Origin of the sequence: Thiocapsa imhoffii, assembly GCF_016583985.1 — a bacterium.
GTDB classification, from domain to species: domain Bacteria; phylum Pseudomonadota; class Gammaproteobacteria; order Chromatiales; family Chromatiaceae; genus Thiocapsa; species Thiocapsa imhoffii.
Genome location: NZ_NRSD01000011.1, coordinates 73,313 through 94,274 on the forward strand (window position 1 = coordinate 73,313; position 20,962 = coordinate 94,274).

Below are 20,962 nucleotides of genomic sequence, written 5' to 3' on the forward strand. Positions count from 1 at the left end.
GGCAATCGTGATTCGGTTTGTTGTCGTCGGGGCAACTCAGCCTGTTCCAGGTTTTGTTCACTGCCCATTGGGGTCAGGCCGCATGTCGCCTGAGCGGATTGCATCAAGCATCCATTCGCCGAGTCATGGCTCCGATCGGTTCTTCAACGCGGCCAGCGCGGCGAACGGTCGCGGCCGATCCTCCTCGGCCCGCTCCCGCACCGCCACCGGGTCCGGCACGGCAACCGCGGCTGCGTCGCACGCACCATCGGCGTGACGCGGAACCGTCGGGATCGCGAGGAGCAATTCGTCCTCGACGAGTTCGAGCGGATTCATCTGATCCTCGATCACAAGGTGCGGATCGAGCTCCGCTGGCAGCTCGCGCGCTTCCTCATCGCTGCGAATCAGCGCAATCGCAATCGGCGCCGCAACGGCGTACTCGACGACACCGAGGCAACGCTGACAGCGCAACCGCAGAACGGCACGCACGCAGCCCGTAACCGTCGCGCGCGCCCGCGCATCGCGAGCGAAGCGCAGTTCGTAACAGGCGACCCTAGCGGCAGTTGCGAATGCCTGCTCATCGGGACCGACGCTCTCATCAGCGCCTCGCTCCTCGTCACTCGGGATCCACTCAGCCGAGCAGTCCAATCCCCCCGTCGATGACCCAACGGACTGGTCGCCGATCAAGGGCGGACCCTGGTGATCCCGGGACGATGGATCCGTTCCCCCGTCAACTGTTGCGCCGTCACCCAGCCACCTCCCGAGGTCCACGACACTCGCCGCCAGTCGCGGCATCTCACTCAAGGTCAGCGTGCCGACCAGGGTGTAGGCGCGGCGACAAGCTCGCCATGGATCCAATTGAGCGTGATGTGGCCCCGACATAAGCGCGCAAAAGTAGCGCATTCGGTCTCTTGACGTCAACCAAAACGCACCACCAACCGCTGCTTGGTCCTCATCCGTGACCCTCGCTCACTCGTCTCGATCACCGCGCCCGCCCAATCACGGGGTCACGAGTGCGATCAAAACCCCCGCGGCAACCGCTGAACCAATCACCCCGGCGACATTGGGCCCCATGGCGTGCATCAGGAGAAAGTTGTGATGATTTTCTTCCAGGCCGACTTTATTCACGACCCGTGCGGCCATCGGCACGGCCGAAACCCCTGCCGCGCCGATGAGCGGATTGACCTTGCGGCCAGTCAAGCGTGACATGATCTTGCCCATCAGCACACCCGCTCCCGTTCCAATCGCGAAGGCAAAGGCACCCAGGATCAGGATGCCGAGGGTCTGGGTGGTGAGAAAGAGTTCACCGGATAGTTTGGATCCGATCGCAAGCCCGAGCAGAATGGTCACGACATTGATGATCTCATTCTGAGCCGAGCGGCTGAGTCGATCGACCACCCCACTCTCGCGCAGCAGATTGCCGAGCGTCAGCATCCCGATCAAGGGCGCCGCGGCGGGGAGCAACATGGCGCACAGCAGGAGCAGCATCAGCGGGAAGAGGATCCGCTCGAGACGTGAAACCGGACGGAGTTGCTCCATCACGATCCCCCGCTCGGCCTTGGTCGTGAGGGCACGCATGATGGGGGGCTGGATAATGGGTACCAGGGCCATGTAGGAATAGGCGGCCACGGCAATCGCCCCGAGGAGATCAGGAGCCAGACGAGACGCGAGGAAGATCGCGGTCGGGCCATCCGCGCCGCCAATGATGGCAATCGCGGCCGCATCGGAGAGGCTGAAGTCGAAGCCTGGAACCAGATTCAGCGCGAGCGCGCCGAGGAGTGTCGCGAAGATCCCAAACTGGGCCGCCGCGCCCAGGACCAGGGTGCTCGGACGCGCGATCAGCGCACTGAAGTCGGTCAGGGCGCCAACTCCCAGGAAGATCAGCAAGGGGAAGATGCCGGTTTCGATCCCAACCGCGTAAATCATCCCGAGCATCCCGTCCGGGCCACCGATTCCCGCCAGGGGGATATTGCACAAGATCGCCCCGAAGCCGATCGGCAGCAGCAACAACGGCTCGAAGCGTTTGGCGATGGCCAGATAGATGAGACCGCAGCCGACTAGCAGCATCAACAACTCACGCCATGTGAGGTTGGCGATGCCAGTCGATTGCCAAAGGGTGAGGGCGGACTCCATCGGTCAACCCAGGGTGATCAAGGTCTGGCCGACCTGCAGACTCTCGCCTTCGCGCACGGCGATGCCGAGCACCGCCCCCCCCTCCGGCGCGCGCACCTCGGTTTCCATCTTCATCGCCTCGAGCAACAGTACGACCTCACCCGCTACGATCTGCTGCCCTTCTTTAACCTTTACGGCCAGGACCGTCCCGGCCAAGGGCGCGGGAATGGTTCGTCCGACCGGATTCAGGGTCAAGGCCGGCGCGGCCACCACCTGCTCAACGCCACCGTCGGGCGCGACCACGACCTGGAAGGCCTGGCCATCGACCTCAACACGGTAACGCTCAGCCTCGCTCGGTGCCGGCGCCACCTCCCCCATGGGCTGCAATGGCTGAGCCGGTGCGATGGACGGCGGCGCGGCGGCTTCCAACCAAGGCGCCGGCTCGAATGCCTCCGGGTGATCGCGATGTTCCAGAAACTTCAGTCCGACTTGCGGAAACAGCGCAAAAGTGAGGACATCATCGATGCGATCCGTGGCCAGACGCAAGGAACGCTCAGCGGCGAGGCGCGTCAACTCCGCGGTCAGTGTCTCGAGTTCGGGTGCGAGCCGATCCGCGGGACGACAGTCGATGGGACGCTCACCCGCGGCCAGGACGCGTTGGCGCAAGGCCTCGTTCACTGGCGCTGGGGTGGTACCATACTCTCCCTTGAGGACACCGGCTGTTTCATTGGTGATGGTTTTATAGCGCTCCCCCATCAGCACATTGAGCACCGCTTGGCTGCCGACGATCTGCGAGGTCGGGGTCACCAGCGGAATGAAACCAAGCTCCTCGCGCACCTTCGGGATCTCGTCCAATACGGCGTCGAGTCGATCGGTCGCGCCCTGTTCCCGTAACTGATTCTCCATATTGGTCAGCATGCCACCCGGGACTTGTGCGACCAGGATGCGCGAATCCACGCCCTTCAGCGCGCCTTCGAATGTCGCGTACTTTTTGCGGACATCCCGAAAATAGGCCGCGATCTCCTCGAGTCGACGGATGTCGAGGCCGGTCGCGCGCTCGGTGTCAGCGAGGATGGCCACAACTGACTCGGTCGGCGAGTGGCCGTAGGTCATGCTCATGGAGGAAATCGCGGTATCGACCATATCGACCCCGGCCTCCACCGCCTTGAGGATGGTGCAGGTGCTCATGCCGGTCGTTGCATGGCTGTGTATCGCAATGGGGATGTGGCACACCTCCTTCAGCCGTGTCACCAACGCCTCGGCGACATAGGGCTTGAGCAGGCCGGCCATATCCTTGATGCAGATGGAGTGGCAGCCCATGTCCTCGAGCCGCTGCCCCATCTCAACCCAGTATTCGAGATCATGGACCGGACTGACCGTGTAGGACATGGTGCCCTGGGCATGCTTGCCGGTCGCCAAGGTCGCCTTGATCGACGTCTGCAGATTGCGCACGTCATTCATGGCGTCGAAAATGCGGAAGACATCGATGCCGTTGATCGCCGCGCGCTCGACAAAGGCCTCAACCACATCGTCGGCATAGTGACGGTAGCCGAGGAGGTTTTGACCGCGTAACAGCATCTGTTGGCGTGTTTTGGGCATGACCGCCTTGATGCGCCGCAAACGCTCCCAGGGATCCTCGCCGAGGTAACGGATACAGGCATCGAAGGTCGCCCCACCCCAGGTCTCCACCGACCAATAGCCCACCTCGTCCAGTTGCGGGGCGATCGGGAGCATGTCTTCGATACGCAGTCGCGTCGCAAGCAGGGATTGATGGGCGTCGCGTAGGACGACATCCGTGATGGCAAGCGGATTGGATTGCTTCATACGGAGCTCGCTTCGTGGTTGGCGATCAACAGAGCGCAAGGAGTCGGAACTGGGGGGCGGCACCCGAATTCCGCGATACGCCACAGGGCCACCTGCGATCGCATCGGCTGGCGTGGCGGATCATGCCGCATGGCGACGGCGGTACGCATGAATGGCAGCCGTGATCGCCGCGATGACCCGCGCATGACCCGCGCCCGGCACTGGATCCGCACCCGGCACTGGAGCCGTTGCGGTCAGCGACTGCGCGAGCGGCTCGGCGGGTCCCCAACGCGCCACGGCCCGTGACATCAGGACCAGGATTGCGACCAGAATCAGCAGAAAGGAGAACACGACCCCCAGGCCAATTCCCATCAGCCAGAGTCCGTCGAGAAGGAGATCGCCAACTGGTGTATCCACCACCCGAGCCCTCGCTGTTCAGACGTCGAAGGGGTGGCGACGCACCAAGGTCTCGGCCCGATCCGGACCGGTCGAGACCAGGTCGATCGGGCACCCGCTCAGGTTCTCGATCGTCTCCAGATAGGCACGGGCCGCGGGCGGCAAGTTCCGATCATCCTTCACGCCGACCGTCGAGGTCGACCAACCGGGCAGTTCCATATAGACCGGCTCGCAACGCGCTAGGGCATCCGCCCCGACTGGCGGCACCTGGGTCTCTTCGCCGTCGAGACGATAACTGGTACAGATCTTGATGGTCTCCAACCCATCGAGCACGTCCAGTTTGGTGATGCAGAGTCCGGTGACACTGTTGATCTCGAGCGAGCGCTTGAGGGAAACCATATCGAGCCAACCACACCGCCGCTTGCGCCCGGTGGTGGCGCCGAACTCGTTCCCGCGCTCACCGAGCCGCTCTCCGGTCGCATCGAAGAGTTCGGTCGGGAAGGGGCCGGCACCGACACGCGTGGTGTAGGCCTTGACGATCCCGAGCACATAGTCGAGATCCCGCGGCCCCACCCCGCTCCCGCTGGCCGCGCCGCCCGCCGTCGTGGTCGAGGAGGTCACATAGGGATAGGTGCCATGATCGATGTCGAGCAGGGCGCCCTGAGCACCCTCGAACAAGACATCACGGCCCTCGGCGCGACAGCGATGCAGGACTCCAGGCACATCAGTGATCAGGGGGCGCAGGACCTCGGCATGGTCGAGAAATTCGTCGAGAACCGCCGTGAGATCGACCGGATCGGCTTCATAATAGCGTTGCAGCATAAAGTTGTGATATTCGAGCACCTCCTTCAGACGCTCCGTGAAATGCACGGGATCGAGCAGTTCGCCGAGCCGAATCCCGCGCCGCGAGGTCTTGTCCTCGTAAGCAGGGCCAATGCCGCGTCCGGTCGTGCCGATCGCCTTGGCGCCCCGCGCGCGCTCTCGCGCCTGATCGAGCGCAATATGGTAGGGCAGGATCAAGGGACAGGCGGCACTGATGCCCAGGCGTTGCGTGGCGGGCACCCCAGAGCCTTCAAGCATGGTCAGCTCTTCACGCAAGGCCGCAGGCGAGAGCACCACGCCATTGCCGATCAAGCACTGCACGCCGGCGCGCAAGATTCCCGAAGGCACCAGGTGCAGGACCGTCTTCACGCCATCAATCACCAGCGTGTGCCCCGCATTGTGACCGCCCTGGAAACGCACCACCACCGCGGCGCGATCCGTCAAGAGGTCGACCACCTTGCCTTTCCCTTCATCACCCCATTGGGTGCCGATCACAACGACGTTATTGCCCATCTGTAGCCCTAACCCTGATTCGCGAGGAGATCCTCGAGTTCCCAGCGCCCGCCCCGTTCGACCAACTGCTGCCGACAACCGAGCGCGCTTGGATGTGGTCCGGACGCGCCCTCGGGCAAGGCCTGAATGACACGCCGCCCGGCCGCGCGCAACCGCATGATGCACTCTTGCAGGGCCGCATCCGCCGACCAGGGCGCATAGACGGCCGCATCGACAGCGTCCTGGCGCGCCCCATGGCGCAGCAGTTCCTTCAAGTCGGTGCTGAAGCCAACCGCGGGTCGCGCTCGGCCAAAGACGCGGCCGATGTCGTCATAACGCCCGCCGCGCGCGATCTCCAAGCCCCACCCCGGAACGAATGCCGCAAAAACGGCACCCGTCTTATACCGATAACCACGCAATTCCGCCAGATCGTAATGGATCGAGACGTCCGGTAACCAGCGTTGGAGTTCCGCGGCGAGTTGGCGCAGCTCATCGACCGCGGCGCGAACCCGAGGGTCCGCCTCGCGCAGCAAGCGGGTCGCGCGCTCGAGCGCATCACTCCCGTTCAGCTCAGCCAAGGCTGTCAACATCCGCGCCTGGGCCCCAACGACCCCACTCGTGGCGATGAGGGTCTCGATCTCGGAGATGGCTTTGCGCTGCAAAGCATCGAAGAGGTCATGCTCCTGCACCGGAGACAGTCCGGCCTGGCGCGCAAGCCCTCGGTAGATCCCGACGTGGCCCAGGTCCAAATAGGTTTCCCGGATCCCCGCCGTGCGCAGGGTCAGCATGATCAGTCGCAGGATCTCGACATCGCTCTCGATGCCCGAATGTCCGTAGATCTCGGCGCCAATTTGCAGTGGACTGCGTGTCCCCGCGAAGTCATCGCTGCGAGTGTGAAGAACCGTCCCGAGATAGCACAAGCGCGTTGGAGTCTCACGCCGGAGATGGTGCGCGTCGATGCGCGCGACCTGTGGCGTCATGTCGGCACGGACCCCGAGCAACCGACCACTGAGTTGATCGGTGAGTTTGAAGGTCTGGAGATCAAGATCCTGACCGGTGCCGGTCAGGAGCGATTCCAGGTAATCAATGAATGGGGGGATGACGAGTTCGTACCCCCAACTGGAATAGAGATCGAGCAGCTCGCGCCGCAAGGTTTCGATCACCCGCGCCTGCGGTGGCAAGATCTCCTCGATCCCGGCCGGCAACAGCCAGCGCTCTTCGTTCATGCGTTCAATCGCTCCGCATCGAATGCTCGGTTATCCGACCCCGGTCTCAATTGATCAGGTAGAGCAACCCGACACCCACCACCATGCTGGCCAGCCCAGCCCAGCGCAGCGCGCGGGCATCCTCGGCAGCGATCAGCAACAACGCGCGGCGGAATCCCTGGGGGTTCAGGAATGGCCAGATTCCCTCGATGATCAACACCAGCGCAAGCGCAATCCAGAGACTCTGCACGAGCGAGTGACCCCGTCGGTTCGGTGGTTCATGTCAAGGATCGGACACCGCACATCCGCCTTGCCCGGGAATCATCATCTTTTCAAAGGTTGGGGCGTTTGTCCAACGCTTGTCTGGACTCGCCTGGCGTGGGGCTCGATCGTGGATCAACGCGCAGCTCACGCCCCACACCACCAGTGCGGCGGCGTGGGGCGTGAGCTTGCGGGAAGGAAGGGGTTAGCCCCGGCGGTGCGCACCAGCCGGGGCCTCAACGACGAGGCGTGCTACTGCCCGGCTGGATCGCGGAAGAACCGGAAGAAGTCGGAGTCTGGTTGGAGCACCATGACATCATCCTGTCCGAGCGATTGGCGGTAAGCACTCAGGCTGCGGAAGAAGGAATAGAACTCGCGATCCTGGTTGAAGGCGCTGGCAAAGATCTGCGAGGCCCGTGCGTCACCCTCACCGCGGGTTTCTTCTGACTCGCGAAAGGCTTCGGCGACGATGACGGTGCGCTGACGATCGGCATCCGCGCGGATGCGCTCGGCGGCTTCACCACCCTGTGCCCGAAGGTCTCGTGCGACCCGATCACGTTCGGCCCGCATCCGTTGATAAACCGATTCGCTCACCTCCGGTGGAAGGTCGATCTTCTTCACCCGCACGTCCACGACCTCGATCCCTAGGTCTTGAGCGTTTTCGTTCACGTCCTTGGTCAGCAGGGCCATGATCGCGAGCCGGTCATCGGAGACCACTTCCTGAATGGTTCGTTTACCAAACTCATCGCGCAGGCTGGTATTGACCCGCTCCGACAAGAGCCGCGAGGTTCTTGGGATATTGCCGCCGGTCGAACGAAAGAACTGCGCGGCATTGGAAATTCGCCACTTGGTGTAGGAGTCAACGATCACGTCTTTCTTCTCGACCGTCAGAAAACGCTCGGGACGCGAATCCATGGTCTGAATGCGGCGATCGAAGATCTTCACGTTGTTCAGAACCGGCACCTTGAAATGCAGCCCGGCTCGATAGTCGTCTCCAACGATCTGACCCAATCGGAGCTTGATCGCCACTTCATATTCCTGAACGACGAAGGTGAAGCCATAGATCAGGAGTGCGAGGGCACCGATGCCAATCGGCAGATAGGTTTTGAATTTACTCATTGACGGACCCTCCGGTCACGGTCCACCGACCGTTGTGGGCGATCCGACGAGGCATCCGCGGCAACCGTAGGCGCGCCGGACTCAGGGCGTGTCAGCGTGGTTTCGGCCGGACGTTGCTTCATGAGTTGATCAATGGGCAGATAGAGGAGGCTGTTGGTTCCATCCTCCACATCGATGATGACCTTGTTGGCCTCGCCGAGGACTTGTTCCATGGTTTCCATATAGAGACGTTGACGTGTCACCTCGGGAGCCATCAGATACTCATTGAGGATCGCCGTGAAGCGCGCGGTCTCACCTTCAGAGCGTGCGATGACCTGATCACGGTAGGCGCGCGCATCGGCGATGATTCGAGCCGCCTCACCACGAGCCTGCGGCAGCACCTCGTTCGCGTAGGCCTCGGCCTGATTCTCGAGCCGCTCCTTATCCTCGCGGGCCTTGATGGCATCATCGAACGCCGCTTTGACCTGTTCCGGCGGCTTCGCCGGCTGCATGTTCACCGCGGTCACGAGTAATCCCGTGCGGTATTCGTCCATCAACTCTTGGATGCGTTCACGAATCATGACCGCCACCGCGCCACGCCCTTCGGTCATGACGAAGTCCAACTTGCTGCCACCGACCGTGACCCGCACGACCGTCACCGTGGCATCACGCAAGGTCTGCTCGGGGTCGGCGACTTGGAACAGAAAATCCGCCGCGTCTTGAATCCGTGATTGGACCGTGAGTTCGACATCGACGATATTTTCGTCCTGCGTCAGCATCGAGGCCGAGTGACTGAAGGTCGAGATCTCATCGACATTGACCTTTCTCACGGCTTCGATTGGCCAAGGAATGTGCCAGTGAGGGCCGGGGCCGGTCGTATCGACGTACTCGCCGAAGCGAGTTACCACGCCGCGCTCGGCGGGTTCGATGATATAGATACCGGTCGCCAGCCAGACCACCAGAACGACACCGGCGATGATCCCGAAGGCTTTCGAGCTGAGGTCGCCACCGGGCAGGTTGAATCCGCCACCGGCGCCACCGCCCGTCCCGCCGCCACCGGTGGGTTTATTGCCTCCGAACAGCCCACCGAGCCGCTCCTGGAGTTTCCGTACGACTTCGTCGAGATCGGGTGGTCCCTGATCGCCGCCGCCCTTGCCACTCCAAGGGTCTTTGTTACCGCCACCTGGCTCATTCCAGGCCATAGCATCTCCGTCTGTCGAAAACGACTGTTGAGTGTTGGATCGGGCATGATCCCAGGCTGTCAACCGTGAGACCACGAGAGGCGCCAACCTAATGGCGCGTACGATTCATGAGGACGCATCATCCACCGACCCCACCAGTGAACGTGCCGGCAAGGCGACCCGATATCAAGCAAAGGGTCACCCTGGTTGAATCGACATGATGGTGGATTCTAGAGAAGCCGAACCGCCAGGGCAAACCGACCGCCCCGCACGCGTGGAGTTCGCGTGGGCATCGGTTCAGTGCCGCCGGCGCGCCGCGAGGAGGTCGCCATGACGCGCCCGCAGGCGCTCCCAGTCCGGGGCAGCCAGATTGACCACCATCCTCCAGCCGCCGGCTGGCAGGACGTCATCGGCGAGCACCTGCGCCGTCTCGAACAACCAAGCCCGCAGGCGCCCATCGCCCGGTTCCAGACGCAGGGTGACGCGAACGCGGTCACGACTGAGCCAGTCCGAGATGGCCTGCTGAAGCAGCCCGATCCCCGCCCCCGTCGCGGCAGAGAGCCAGACCCGCCGGGGCAGACCGCTCGGGTCGCGCTCGATGCGCGCTGACTCATCGGGCAGCAGGTCGATCTTGTTGTAGACTTCCAGCCGGGGAATTGCCTGGCTCCCGATCTGCGTGAGCACCTCCTCGACATCGCTGACGAGCCGGGCTCGATGAGGCGCCGAGGCCTCGATGACGTGCAACAAGAGCGCGGCGTGACGTGTCTCTTCAAGCGTCGAGCGAAAGGCCGCGACCAATTCGTGTGGTAAATGACTGATAAAACCGACTGTATCGGCGACCAGCACCCGACCGCCGTCGGGCAGGATCAGCCGCCGCAGGGTTGGATCCAAGGTTGCGAAGAGTTGGTCGGCCTGCAGGACGCCCGCATCGGTCAAGCGGTTAAAGAGCGTTGATTTGCCGGCGTTGGTGTAACCGACCAGGGAGATCACGGGCAATTCGGCCTTCGCGCGCGCCTTACGCCCCTGGGCACGTTGTTGCTGGATGCGGTCGAGACGCCGGTCGAGCAGGGTCATGCGCTGGGCAAGCAGCCGGCGGTCGGTTTCGAGCTGCGTCTCGCCGGGACCACGCAACCCAATGCCCCCTTTTTGGCGTTCAAGATGCGTCCATCCCCGCACCAGCCGGGTTGAGAGATGTTTCAACTGAGCGAGTTCGACCTGTAACTGGCCCTCGAAGGAACGTGCGCGCCGCGCGAAGATGTCGAGGATCAGACCCGAGCGATCGACCACCCGACACTGGAGCAGGCGTTCGAGATTGCGCTCCTGTGCCGGGGAGAGCGCATGATTGACGATCACGAGTTCAGCGCGGGTTGCAACAACCAGGGCCGCAAGCTCGTCGGCCTTGCCGGTGCCGAGGTACAGCCGTGGATCGGGCGTGACCCGCGAACCGCCGAGCGCCCCGACGATCTCGGCTCCCGCCGCGAGCGCTAAGCGGCGGAACTCCTCGCGCTCATCCGGCTCACTGACCCCGCCGATGTCCAAGTGGACCAGGACCGCGCGTTCCCCGCCGGTCGGGCGCTCAAACACATCGGCCTCGGCCGCTGGCACACTCAGTTACAAGCCGTTGCATACGATGCGCGGCCGCTTCAGACATTACCCGGCTCAGGCACGGCCCCTTCAGGCGGTGGCAGCTTCACATTGCGGGCGGGCACGACCGTTGAGATCGCATGTTTGAAGATCATCTGGCTCACGTTGTTTTTGAGCAACACGACGAATTGATCAAAGGATTCGATCTGGCCCTGTAACTTGATCCCATTGACCAGAAAGATGGACACGGGCACGCGTTCCTTCCGGAGGGCATTGAGAAAGGGGTCTTGGAGGCTTTGGCCCTTGGACATTGAGTAAACTCCTTATTGTTTTCATTGTGACCGAGAATTGCCCGGCAAAAAGGCATTGATCGAAATCGGTCAAGCCGGGAACCATGCTGGCGGGACTGCAGCCGGGACAGGCACACCCGCCAAAAACGCGTCTGACACGCCACTAGTGTGGCTGAAACGACATCCGACCGCTACCTCGCGTGATCCCCGCCCAATCAGACAGCAAATCACACGCCAGTTCCTGCCACTGGCCTCCAAGACATCGGGATTTCCAGATGATGAGCGACACCCCAGCTCGGTGTAGGGGGACACGACGGCGCGCAAGCAAACCGCCACTCCAGCCGGCGGGCACGGCCCTTTGAGTCAGGCGCCGGGCCTTCGGCTCACTCACCGGACCGAGCGGCGTGCGCCTCCTCGATCAGCGTACAGGCCGCGGCTAGCGGGTCCTGTTGATCCTCGATCCAATGCGTCGCGCGCTCGGCCCGCAGCCAGGTCAGTTGACGTTTGGCAAGTTGTCTGGAGGCAACGATGCCGCGTTCGCACATCTCTGTATGGCTCCAGACGCCATCGAGATAGCACCAGACCTGCCGATACCCCACCGCGCGCATGGACGGAAGATCAGCATGCAGATCGCCCCGCGCTCGCAAGGCCGCGACCTCCTCGACCAAGCCCGCGGCGATCATGCCCTGGAACCGTTGCGCGATCCGCTCGTGCAGCACGCAACGCTGCGCGGGGGCGCGGGCCAGCTTGAGGAGCCGAAAGGGTAAACCCGCGTGCTCGGCATGCTCGGCGATGAGTTCGCTCATGGGTCGCCCGGTGATGAGCGCGACCTCCAAGGCGCGCTGGATCCGCTGGGGGTCATGCGGATGGATACGATGCGCGGAACGGGGATCGAGCCGCTCGAGACGCTGGTGCATGGCCTCCCAGCCAATCCGTGCTCCTTCCTCCGCCAACGTCTGCCGCAGGTCGGGGTACGCGCTCGGAAGCGGCGCCAGACCCTGCTGCAACGCCCTGAAATAGAGCATGGTGCCGCCAACCAGGAGCGGAATGCGCCCCTGCGCGGTAATGTCTTGCATCGCGGCCAAGGCGTCTTCGCGAAATCGCGCCGTCGAGTACGCCTCGGTTGGCTCCAGGAGGTCGATCAGGCGATGGGGCGCCCGCGCCAAGACCTCCGGGCTCGGCTTGGCCGTACCGATATCGAGACCGCGGTAGACCATCGCCGAATCCACGCTGATGATCTCGCATGGCAGGCGCTGGGCCAAAGCCACGGCGAGGTCCGTCTTCCCGGATGCGGTCGGGCCCATGAGTGCGATCGCCAGCGGGCGCCGCTCTGGGCTGGTGGCCACCTCGCTCACGTCAAGTCACCGCGCCGAACGACCGCGCCGCGGCGTTGCACCTGACCCGGGGTTTGCATCAGCGACCGCGCGCAAACCATCGGTCGAGTTCGTCATAGCCGATGGTGATCCAGGTCGGCCGTCCGTGATTGCATTGATCGATGCGCTCCGCCTGCTCCATCTCGCGCAGCAAGGCATTCATCTCATCAAGGCTCAAACGGCGATTCGCGCGCACGGCGCCATGACAGGCGATGGTCGAGAGCACCGCTTCCATGGTGTCTTCGAGACGCCGACTGCGGCCATGTACCGTGAGGTCGGCGAGCAGATCGCGGACCAAGGCCGCGTGATCGACCTCCCGCAGCAACGCTGGTACCTCGCGCACCACCAGGGTGCCGGCATCGATGCGATCGATGAGCATCCCGAGCGCGCAGAGCCCCTCGGCGTGTATCTCGATCAATTCGGCCTCGTGGGGCGCGACCGCGACACTCACCGGGATCAGCAAGGGTTGCCGGACCAAGGCGCCCTCACGCCAACGCGCCTTGAGTCGTTCATAACCGATGCGCTCATGAGCGGCATGGATGTCCACGAGAATGAGCCCCGCCGCGCTCTGTGCCAGCACATAGACCCCATTGAGCTGGGCGAGAGCATAACCGAGCGGTGGCATGGCGTCCGCGAGGGTGCGCGCGGAATCGCCCGGCTCGGTCGTGCCGGAGGGTCCCGACCCCAGCGGACATTGAAGGCTCAGATCGGCACGCAACCGGTCACGATAGACCGGCCGGGCATCGCCGACCCGCTGGGTGAAACCGAACCCCCGCCGGCTTGGAGCCTCCTGACCATGCACGCCCCCCTGCTCGACTCCCGGCACCGCGTCCTCCTCCCACTGACCGGCCCCGCCCGCGGCGGGACTCGTGAGATCGAGCGGGGCACGACCGAGCACACCGTCGGTCAGCCGGCGATGTAAGGTACGAAAGATAAAATCATGTACCTGCCGACCCTCGCGAAAGCGCACTTCGTGCTTGGCTGGATGAACGTTGCAATCGACCAGGCGAGCAGGCAGCTCGAGAAAGAGCACATAGGCCGGCTGTCGGCCATGATGCAGAACGTCGTTGAAGGCCTGGCGCACCGCGTGACTGACCAATTTATCGCGCACCATCCGCCCGTTGACATAAAAGAACTGCTGGTCGGCCTGGCTGCGTGAAAAAGCGGGGCGCACCACCCACCCCCAGAGACGCAATTGCACCGCAACCGCGTCGAGGTCGAGCGCCTGCTCCGCAAAGGTCTCACCGAGCAGACGCGCCAATCGGTCGAGATGCCCGTGCGCGTCCGTGGCAGGCGGGAGATCGAACTGCGTGCGGCCATTGTGACGCAGGTGGAAGGCGACCTCCGGGGAAACCAGCGCGATGCGGCGGACCACCTGTTCGAGATGGCTGAACTCGGTCTTCTCGGTGCGCAGAAACTTACGTCGCGCCGGCACATTGAAGAAGAGATCCCGCACCTCGACGCTGGTGCCGGGTGGGTGGGCGGCCGGGCGCGGTGCCTCGAGCGTCCCATCGACGCCAACCGCGACTTCCCATGCCCGGCTTTCCTCGTGTGTGCGCGAGATCAGCCGCAAGCGACTGACCGAGGCGATGCTCGGGAGGGCCTCGCCGCGAAACCCGAGGGTCGCAACCGCCTCGAGATCCTGGAGTTCGGCAACCTTGCTGGTCGCATGGCGTGCAAGCGCGAGCGCGAGTTGGTCCGGCGGGATCCCGCGGCCATCATCACGGACCCGCACGCGTTTGATCCCGCCCTGCTCGATGTCAAGCTCGATCCGTCGTGCCCCGGCATCGAGACTGTTCTCGATCAATTCCTTCACGATGGAGGCTGGCCGCTCGACCACTTCGCCCGCGGCAATCTGATTGACGAGATGATTGGGCAGGATGCGGATGGGTTGGGACATGAGAACGATAGAAACAAAACCCGGTCCCGGGCGCAAGCAGGTCCATCATGGCGCCACCGCCCATCCATCGCATCTCGGTGGGGGTGCGTGATGGGGCCCGATACGCTTGAGTGGCCCTGGCACACTCCGGCGGCTTCAGTCCGTTCAGGAATCCTCTGGAATGGACAGGACCTGCCCGACCCGGATGACATCGTTCTTCAGGCCGTTATGCTCGCGCAACGCGCGCAGACTGACCTGATAGCGCTGCGCGATACCAGAGAGGGTATCACCGGCATGAATGACGACCTCACGCAGACCACGAGGACTGGTATCGACCATCACGCCGCGCGCTGGGTAGTTGCGTGCGTAGACCCTGACCCCGGCCATGATGGCCTGCGCCAGCTTCCGTTGATGAGCCCGATCACGCAGCCGCCGCTCCTCCTCGGGGTTGCTGATAAAAGCCGTTTCGACCAGGATCGAGGGGATATCCGGTGACTCGAGAACGACAAAGCCAGCCCGTTGTACATCACTGCGATGCAACTCGTTCACGCGGCCCAGGTGGGTGAGAACCAAGGCCGCGGCATCGACACTCGACTCGAGGGTCGCGTTGCGGGTCATGTCCATCAAGACGGTTTCGAGCAAGTCCGACGTGTTCGAGGCCTCGACACCACCGAAGCGGTCCGAGCGATTCTCCCGCTTCGCAAGCCACTTCGCCGAGGCACTGCTCGCCCCGCTATGTGACAGGGTGTACACCGATGACCCGCGCGCGCGCGGATTGCTGAAGGCATCGGCATGGATCGAAATGAAGAGGTCGGCCTGATGTCCATGCGCGATCTCGATGCGTTCGCGCAGGCCAACATAGTAATCACCATCGCGGATCATCACGGCGCGCATCCCGGGCTCCTGATCGATCAGGCGCGCAAGTTCACGTGCGATCGCGAGCGTCACATCTTTTTCCTTGGTGCCCGCGGCACCGATGGCACCGGGATCCTCACCACCGTGACCAGCGTCGATGGCGACCACGAAGGCCGGTGGAGCATCCCCGCGGGAGCCGACTCGCCCGGGCATGGCACCCGGGAAGGTCGGCAATGCAACTCGCCGCCCCACCGCGCCCTCCCGAGGGGTCAGATCGATGATCAGCCGATGCGCGTAGCGTTCATTTGGACTGAGCACGAAACTCTTCGCGCGCACCGGCTGCTTCAGATCCAGGACGACCCGGAGGTGATGGTCGCCACGCGGCCCACTGCGCAGTCCGACCAGCAAGGCATCGCTGAGATCGACCTTGGGGAGTTCCGTCATCAGGCGTGCATCGTCGAGATCAACGACGAGACGATGCGGTTCATCGATGGGAAAGAGTCGATGCCCGATCGGGGCGGAGGTCTCGAACACCAGCCGCGTCTTATCGGGATCCGTCCAGACCCGCGCTCCTTGGACCAAGGATTGCTCAGCCCAAGCGGTCGTGGTCACGCACAGCAGCAACCAGCAGAGAACCCTCAACCACGGCGCGGTCGATCGAGACCTCCGGTGAGGGCCGGACCCGCCATGACTCACCCGTTGCAAGGGCGCAACGCGGACAGTGCTCAACATCGTTCCAGATCCAGTCGTGATATTCAGGTCTAACGGTCAGGTCTCATCGCGGGACCTCGTTCACGGCTGCGCAGGGGACCGCTCAAGCAAAGCGGCGAGGACCTCCCGCGCCCGCGCCGTGTGTGCGTGCGGCAGCATCGCGCGCCCCTGACCACAATAGTCGATCGCGAGGGTGAGATCACAGGGCGGGAGCATTCCGCGCCCGCGCTCCGGCCATTCGACCATCCAGATCGCGGGCTCCGCCATCAGATCCCGCAGTCCCAGATCGTCGAGTTCGCGGGGATCGCCGAGACGATAGAGGTCGAGATGATACAGAGTTCGGGTGGTGAGCTCATAGGGTTCGAGTAGGGTGTACGTCGGGCTGCGTGCGGTCCCCTGATAGCCCAACCCGCGTAACACCCCACGGGTCAAGGTGGTCTTACCGGTCCCGAGATCACCTTCGAGATTAATCACGAAATGTGCTGGAATCAGCCTGGCCAGACGCTGGCCGAAGGCGATCTGCGCGGTTGGATTTGGCAGCGTGATCCTAGTCATGCCAGGACACCAGGATCACGCCTTGAGATGCGTAACAGGTTGTTTCGATCCGCACGTCCACGTCCCATTCACCGACTCGTTCGATCTGACGCGATCCGCCGCCGCTGAGGGCCGCTCAGATCCCATCCGGAGACGAGTGGCCGGCGCTCGGCGCACTCGCTCTAGCGTCATGATTGGCAACCCACCGGATCGCGGCCAGCAGATCGCCCGCGATCAGTCCCCGCTCACCCGCCCGCGCAGCCCAATCACCCGCCGCGGCATGCAAGCACACCCCCGCCGCGGCCGCCTCCTCGGCATCGAGACCCTGCGCACGCAGGGCCGCGATGATCCCGGTGAGAAGATCGCCGGTGCCGGCGGTGGCCATCCCCGGATTGCCATCGCTACAGACCGCGAATGGGCGGGGCGACTCACCCTGAACCAGGGTTCCGGCTCCTTTGAGACAAACCACCCCACCGTAGCGCGCTTGCAGTGCCCGCACCGCAGCAGGTCGATCCTGCTCGATCCGTGCCGTCGCGCTGCCGAGCAAGCGCGCCGCTTCGCCCGGGTGCGGTGTCAGCACCCAATCGGCCCGCGCCAAGGGCGCCTGAGCGAGCAAGTTCAGGGCATCGGCATCGACGACCAGCGGCTGGTCGAGCCGATTCACCCGCTGCCATAGTTCGCGCGCCCAATCAGTCTGGCCCAACCCGGGACCAATCGCCACCACATCGCAACGCGCAAGAAGTGGCTCGAGATCCGCCACTCCTGCTACCCCGGCGACCATCAATTCCGGGCGCGCGACATTCAAGTACGCCGCATGGGCCGGATGCGTTGCGAGCGTCACCCGCCCCGCCCCGGCACGCAAGGCCGCTGTGCCGGCCAACAGGACGGCCCCCGACATCCCAGGCGCCCCACCGATCACGAGTACCTGTCCGAAGTCGCCTTTATGCGCGGTGCGTGGACGCCGGCCCAATCGACTGCCCTGCTGGTGCCAATCGATGCGCCGCGCGGAGGCGACCTCACTGGCGTAGACGACGGCGGGAATCCCCAGCGCACGAAAGTGGATGTCACCCGCGTACTCGGGACCAGCGCCGATGAAAAGCCCCTGCTTCAACCCAATGAAACTCACCGTGACCGCGGCGCGCAGGGCCGCACCCATGACCCGCCCGGTGTCAGCATCGAGCCCGGAGGGCATATCGACGGCCATCACCGGCGTGGAGCCGGCGTTGATGGCTGCGAAAGCCGTGACCCAGTGTCCCGTGAGCGGGCGCTCCAGGCCGGTTCCGAGGACCGCGTCGACCAAGACATCCGCGTGTCGCGGCGTGCTCGTGAAGGGTTCACTACGGCCCGCACTGTCAAGCCAGCGCTGATGATTTGTCGCGGCATCGCCACGCATGCGGGCCGGGTCGCCGAACCGCAGCACCCGTACGTTCAAACCGTCGGCCTGAGCCAAACGCGCGATCACCAGGCCATCGCCACCATTATTGCCCGTTCCCACCAGGACCACCAGTCTGCGCGCATGCGGCCAGCGCGTGCGCAGGAGGCGGTAGGCCTCGGTCCCCGCACGTTCCATGAGGGTCAAACCGGGGAGCCCGTGGTGATCGATCGCGCGGCGATCGAGATGCCGCACCTGCTCGGCACGATAGAGCGCATGGGGCAGCCGGTCCCGCTCGGGCATGGGACGATGGCGCGTGGGGGACGGACTCTCGGGTCCGGTCGGCATCGCGGTTCACCGCTCGGGCAAACAATCAGAATGGTCGAGCCGCCGCATCGGCAGCTCTGATCGGTGTGGGTTGCGCCGCAGTGTAACCGATTGGCAAGAGCACGGACAGATCGACGTCGTGGCGCCGTTTTAGGTCCCGCGCCTGGTGGACGAGCCGCTGCTGCCGCCTGCCCCCAGGTCGCGCGGCGCCACTCCGGCCTGATTCGCATGTCGTGCGCGTTGGGGTAGAGTGGGCCACTCACCAGACATCGGGGGCGCATCGAGACCATGAACCCCAACAGCGGTCACGCCGAGACCAGGCACTCCAACCTCGCGGACCCTCACCAGGACGCCGCGAACGCACGGCTAGCGGCAGACATCAAGGCCTGGGGACGGGCGCTGGGGTTCCAGCAAGTCGGGATCGCCGACACCGATTTGACAGAGGCCGAGGGGCACCTGCACGCATGGCTGGAGCAGGGCCGCCACGGCGCCATGACCTACATGGCCCGGCATGGGACAATGCGTTCACGACCGGCGCAACTCCTGCCCGGCACCCGCTCCGTGATCTCGGTGCGGCTGGACTATCTCCCTCAATCACAGCAGGGCATCGCGACCTGCCTTGAGGATCCCGCCCGGGCTTTCATCTCGCGCTACGCCTTGGGACGCGATTATCACAAGGTCTTGCGCAACCGCCTGCGGCGACTCGCCGAGCGTATTCGCACGGCTATCGGCCCCTTCGGTCACCGGGTCTGCGTCGATTCGGCCCCGGTCATGGAGAAACCGCTCGCCGCGAAGGCGGGCCTGGGCTGGATCGGCAAACACACGAACCTGTTGCATCCACGAGCGGGAAGCTGGTTCTTCCTCGGCGAACTCTACACGGATCTCGCGCTTCCCCCCGATCGCCCCATTGCGAATCACTGTGGACGCTGTACCGCCTGCATCGCGATCTGCCCGACCCGCGCCATCGTGGCACCCTACGAACTCGACGCACGGCGCTGTATCGCCTATCTGACGATCGAGCATCCCGGCCCCATCCCCGAAGCCTTTCGACGCGCGATCGGCAACCGCGTCTATGGTTGCGATGACTGCCAGCTGGTGTGTCCCTGGAACCGGTTTGCACGCCTCAGCGTCGAGGACGATTTTCAGGCCCGATATGGCCTGGATCAGGCTACCCTGATCGACCTCTTCAGTTGGGACGAGCCGACCTTTCTCGCGCGCACGCAGGGTTCGGCCATCCGCCGTATCGGCCATCTGCGCTGGCTGCGCAACCTGAGTATCGCTCTGGGCAACGCCCCGGCGTCCCCCGGGATCACGTCCGCGTTAGCGGCGCGCGCGCACCATCCCGACGAGCTGATCCGCGAGCATGTCGGCTGGGCCTTGCGGGAGCAGGCCAGCCGGCGGGGCTGAGGCCGCGACAGTCACCCGCTCGTGCATCCGCATGGGGGTCGATGCCCAGCGGGTCAGAATTCTCGCAAGAGATGTTCGCGATAATGGCGCAATTCCGCGATCGACTCGCGGATATCCTCCAAGGCGAGATGTCGGGACTCCTTTTTGAAGTCGCTCGCCACATCCGGTGCCCAACGCTGCGCCAGGATCTTTAAGGTGCTGACGTCCAGATTGCGATAATGGCAGTAGCCCTCGAGCCTGGGCATCCACAGGGCCAGGAAACGCCGATCCTGACAGATGCTGTTGCCGCACAACGGAGAGGCCCCCGCCGGAACATAGTTGGCCAGAAAGGCCAGGGTCGCGGCCTCGGCCTCGGCCACACCCTGATCGCTGACCCGCACCCGATCGAGGAGGCCCGATCGACCATGATGGTCGCGATTCCACTCGTCCATCTCGGCGAGGATCTCCTCGGGCTGATGAATGGCCATCACCGGACCCTCGGCCAGAATCCGCAACTCGCTATCCGTGATCATGGTCGCAATCTCAAGGATGCGATCCCGCGCGGGCTCAAGACCAGTCATCTCAAGATCCAGCCAGATCAGATTGTTCTCGCTCCTGCTCAAAGCCGTGCGCTCCTCTTGATTCGCAACAGGGGCAACGCCCCGGGGTCTTCATCCTGATCCTGGGTCACGATCCCGACCCGGTCCACCTGAGTATCGGTGATCGCTCCCCACTTGGCGAGCCCCGACCCGGAACACGCCAGCGCCGCACACGCAGGACAAGAACAGCAGGATCCGCTACCCTGAGCTTCTGATCCGTGTCATCGCATGATGCATGCATCGCTCGCGGCGCCGGTCACCACCCGGCGTGCGACCGGCGGAGCGGATACCTTGCAGCGGGTCGCGACGGGGGTCATCCACGTCCATGACACGGCCGGTGGGCGCGCTCCGCACGGAACGGTTCGGCGCCTGTTCGACGCTTGCTTTCACCCTGAAGGAGACCACAACCATGACCCACATCCAGACCTTGCGCATCACCACCCTGACCGCCCTGCTCACCCTCCCCACCCTCAGCGCGGCGTCCTCGGACGATGAGCGCGCCCAAGCCCTTCATGAGGAGAACTGTCTCAGTTGTCATGGCAGCGAAGTCTACACCCGCGCGGATCGCATGGTGACGTCCTATGATGGCCTGGAGCGTCAAGTCCAGCGCTGCGATGCCATGATTGGATTGCGTTGGTTCGATGAGGACATCAACGCGGTGACGGCCTACCTCAATCACCATTTCTATCAATTCGAGCGCTGA

Annotated in this window: 19 protein-coding genes; 2 read left to right on the plus strand and 17 right to left on the minus strand. The window is 63.9% G+C overall.

Annotation, left to right across the window (positions count from 1 at the left end; genetic code table 11):
• Positions 1 to 123: 123 nt before the first annotated feature.
• The 16 genes from CKO25_RS11765 to CKO25_RS11840 all read right to left on the minus strand — a co-directional run bounded on the left by CKO25_RS11765 (position 124) and on the right by CKO25_RS11840 (position 18,295).
• On the minus strand, positions 124 to 882 hold the full coding sequence (locus tag CKO25_RS11765) for a YceD family protein (protein ID WP_200388118.1): 759 nt from the start codon (positions 880 to 882) through the stop codon (positions 124 to 126).
• 96 nt (positions 883 to 978) lie between these two features.
• Positions 979 to 2,112, minus strand: coding sequence for a sodium ion-translocating decarboxylase subunit beta (locus CKO25_RS11770; protein WP_200388119.1), 1,134 nt, complete (start codon positions 2,110 to 2,112; stop codon positions 979 to 981).
• A gap of 3 nt (positions 2,113 to 2,115) precedes the next feature.
• Positions 2,116 to 3,915, minus strand: coding sequence for a sodium-extruding oxaloacetate decarboxylase subunit alpha (oadA, locus tag CKO25_RS11775; protein WP_200388120.1), 1,800 nt, complete (start codon positions 3,913 to 3,915; stop codon positions 2,116 to 2,118).
• Positions 3,916 to 4,035: 120 nt separating this feature from the next.
• Positions 4,036 to 4,311 carry an OadG family transporter subunit gene (locus CKO25_RS11780; protein ID WP_338115115.1) on the minus strand — a complete coding sequence of 92 codons (276 nt, stop codon included), beginning with the start codon at positions 4,309 to 4,311 and terminating at the stop codon, positions 4,036 to 4,038.
• Between the two features lie 18 nt (positions 4,312 to 4,329).
• Positions 4,330 to 5,625 carry an adenylosuccinate synthase gene (locus tag CKO25_RS11785; protein ID WP_200388121.1) on the minus strand — a complete coding sequence of 432 codons (1,296 nt, stop codon included), beginning with the start codon at positions 5,623 to 5,625 and terminating at the stop codon, positions 4,330 to 4,332.
• 8 nt (positions 5,626 to 5,633) lie between these two features.
• Complete coding sequence (locus CKO25_RS11790; protein ID WP_200388122.1) at positions 5,634 to 6,830, minus strand: ATP phosphoribosyltransferase regulatory subunit; 1,197 nt, start codon at positions 6,828 to 6,830, stop codon at positions 5,634 to 5,636.
• A gap of 46 nt (positions 6,831 to 6,876) precedes the next feature.
• A complete protein-coding gene (locus CKO25_RS11795) occupies positions 6,877 to 7,059 on the minus strand; it encodes a DUF2065 family protein (protein ID WP_200388123.1) in 183 nt (60 codons plus the stop codon).
• Positions 7,060 to 7,322: 263 nt separating this feature from the next.
• On the minus strand, positions 7,323 to 8,189 hold the full coding sequence (gene hflC / locus CKO25_RS11800) for a protease modulator HflC (protein ID WP_200388124.1): 867 nt from the start codon (positions 8,187 to 8,189) through the stop codon (positions 7,323 to 7,325).
• Complete coding sequence (gene hflK, locus CKO25_RS11805; protein ID WP_200388125.1) at positions 8,186 to 9,370, minus strand: FtsH protease activity modulator HflK; 1,185 nt, start codon at positions 9,368 to 9,370, stop codon at positions 8,186 to 8,188. The genes hflC and hflK overlap by 4 nt, the downstream gene beginning before the upstream one ends.
• A gap of 276 nt (positions 9,371 to 9,646) precedes the next feature.
• Positions 9,647 to 10,933, minus strand: a complete 1,287-nt coding sequence (hflX, locus tag CKO25_RS11810; protein ID WP_200388126.1) for a ribosome rescue GTPase HflX — start codon at positions 10,931 to 10,933, stop codon at positions 9,647 to 9,649.
• A 59-nt stretch (positions 10,934 to 10,992) separates the two neighbouring features.
• Complete coding sequence (gene hfq, locus CKO25_RS11815) at positions 10,993 to 11,244, minus strand: RNA chaperone Hfq (protein WP_200388127.1); 252 nt, start codon at positions 11,242 to 11,244, stop codon at positions 10,993 to 10,995.
• 362 nt (positions 11,245 to 11,606) lie between these two features.
• Positions 11,607 to 12,527 carry a tRNA (adenosine(37)-N6)-dimethylallyltransferase MiaA gene (gene miaA, locus CKO25_RS11820; RefSeq protein WP_200388175.1) on the minus strand — a complete coding sequence of 307 codons (921 nt, stop codon included), beginning with the start codon at positions 12,525 to 12,527 and terminating at the stop codon, positions 11,607 to 11,609.
• Positions 12,528 to 12,636: 109 nt separating this feature from the next.
• Complete coding sequence (mutL, locus tag CKO25_RS11825) at positions 12,637 to 14,496, minus strand: DNA mismatch repair endonuclease MutL (RefSeq protein ID WP_200388128.1); 1,860 nt, start codon at positions 14,494 to 14,496, stop codon at positions 12,637 to 12,639.
• Between the two features lie 144 nt (positions 14,497 to 14,640).
• Positions 14,641 to 15,942, minus strand: coding sequence for an N-acetylmuramoyl-L-alanine amidase (locus CKO25_RS11830; protein WP_338115116.1), 1,302 nt, complete (start codon positions 15,940 to 15,942; stop codon positions 14,641 to 14,643).
• A 180-nt stretch (positions 15,943 to 16,122) separates the two neighbouring features.
• Positions 16,123 to 16,596, minus strand: coding sequence for a tRNA (adenosine(37)-N6)-threonylcarbamoyltransferase complex ATPase subunit type 1 TsaE (gene tsaE / locus CKO25_RS11835; protein WP_200388130.1), 474 nt, complete (start codon positions 16,594 to 16,596; stop codon positions 16,123 to 16,125).
• A 115-nt stretch (positions 16,597 to 16,711) separates the two neighbouring features.
• Complete coding sequence (locus CKO25_RS11840) at positions 16,712 to 18,295, minus strand: NAD(P)H-hydrate dehydratase (protein WP_200388131.1); 1,584 nt, start codon at positions 18,293 to 18,295, stop codon at positions 16,712 to 16,714.
• 267 nt (positions 18,296 to 18,562) lie between these two features.
• On the opposite strand from CKO25_RS11840, the gene queG reads away from it, so the two are divergent.
• Positions 18,563 to 19,681, plus strand: a complete 1,119-nt coding sequence (gene queG, locus CKO25_RS11845) for a tRNA epoxyqueuosine(34) reductase QueG (protein WP_200388132.1) — start codon at positions 18,563 to 18,565, stop codon at positions 19,679 to 19,681.
• 53 nt (positions 19,682 to 19,734) lie between these two features.
• Here the strand turns inward: queG and orn are convergent, their stop codons facing one another.
• Positions 19,735 to 20,283, minus strand: a complete 549-nt coding sequence (gene orn / locus CKO25_RS11850) for an oligoribonuclease (RefSeq protein WP_200388133.1) — start codon at positions 20,281 to 20,283, stop codon at positions 19,735 to 19,737.
• Positions 20,284 to 20,668: 385 nt separating this feature from the next.
• Between orn and CKO25_RS11855 the strand changes: the two genes are divergently transcribed.
• Positions 20,669 to 20,962 (plus strand): c-type cytochrome, encoded by a 294-nt coding sequence (locus CKO25_RS11855; protein ID WP_200388134.1) that lies wholly within the window; start codon positions 20,669 to 20,671, stop codon positions 20,960 to 20,962.

Bases quoted from the DNA above. Each gene is read 5' to 3' on its own strand.
- CKO25_RS11765 (WP_200388118.1), bottom strand. From the start codon at position 882: ATGCGCTACTTTTGCGCGCTTATGTCGGGGCCACATCACGCTCAATTG.
- CKO25_RS11770 (WP_200388119.1), bottom strand. From the start codon at position 2,112: ATGGAGTCCGCCCTCACCCTTTGGCAATCGACTGGCATCGCCAACCTC.
- oadA (WP_200388120.1), bottom strand. From the start codon at position 3,915: ATGAAGCAATCCAATCCGCTTGCCATCACGGATGTCGTCCTACGCGAC.
- CKO25_RS11785 (WP_200388121.1), bottom strand. From the start codon at position 5,625: ATGGGCAATAACGTCGTTGTGATCGGCACCCAATGGGGTGATGAAGGG.
- CKO25_RS11790 (WP_200388122.1), bottom strand. From the start codon at position 6,830: ATGAACGAAGAGCGCTGGCTGTTGCCGGCCGGGATCGAGGAGATCTTG.
- hflC (WP_200388124.1), bottom strand. From the start codon at position 8,189: ATGAGTAAATTCAAAACCTATCTGCCGATTGGCATCGGTGCCCTCGCA.
- hflK (WP_200388125.1), bottom strand. From the start codon at position 9,370: ATGGCCTGGAATGAGCCAGGTGGCGGTAACAAAGACCCTTGGAGTGGC.
- hfq (WP_200388127.1), bottom strand. From the start codon at position 11,244: ATGTCCAAGGGCCAAAGCCTCCAAGACCCCTTTCTCAATGCCCTCCGG.
- miaA (WP_200388175.1), bottom strand. From the start codon at position 12,527: ATGGGCCCGACCGCATCCGGGAAGACGGACCTCGCCGTGGCTTTGGCC.
- mutL (WP_200388128.1), bottom strand. From the start codon at position 14,496: ATGTCCCAACCCATCCGCATCCTGCCCAATCATCTCGTCAATCAGATT.
- tsaE (WP_200388130.1), bottom strand. From the start codon at position 16,596: ATGACTAGGATCACGCTGCCAAATCCAACCGCGCAGATCGCCTTCGGC.
- CKO25_RS11840 (WP_200388131.1), bottom strand. From the start codon at position 18,295: ATGCCGACCGGACCCGAGAGTCCGTCCCCCACGCGCCATCGTCCCATG.
- queG (WP_200388132.1), top strand. From the start codon at position 18,563: ATGAACCCCAACAGCGGTCACGCCGAGACCAGGCACTCCAACCTCGCG.
- CKO25_RS11855 (WP_200388134.1), top strand. From the start codon at position 20,669: ATGACCCACATCCAGACCTTGCGCATCACCACCCTGACCGCCCTGCTC.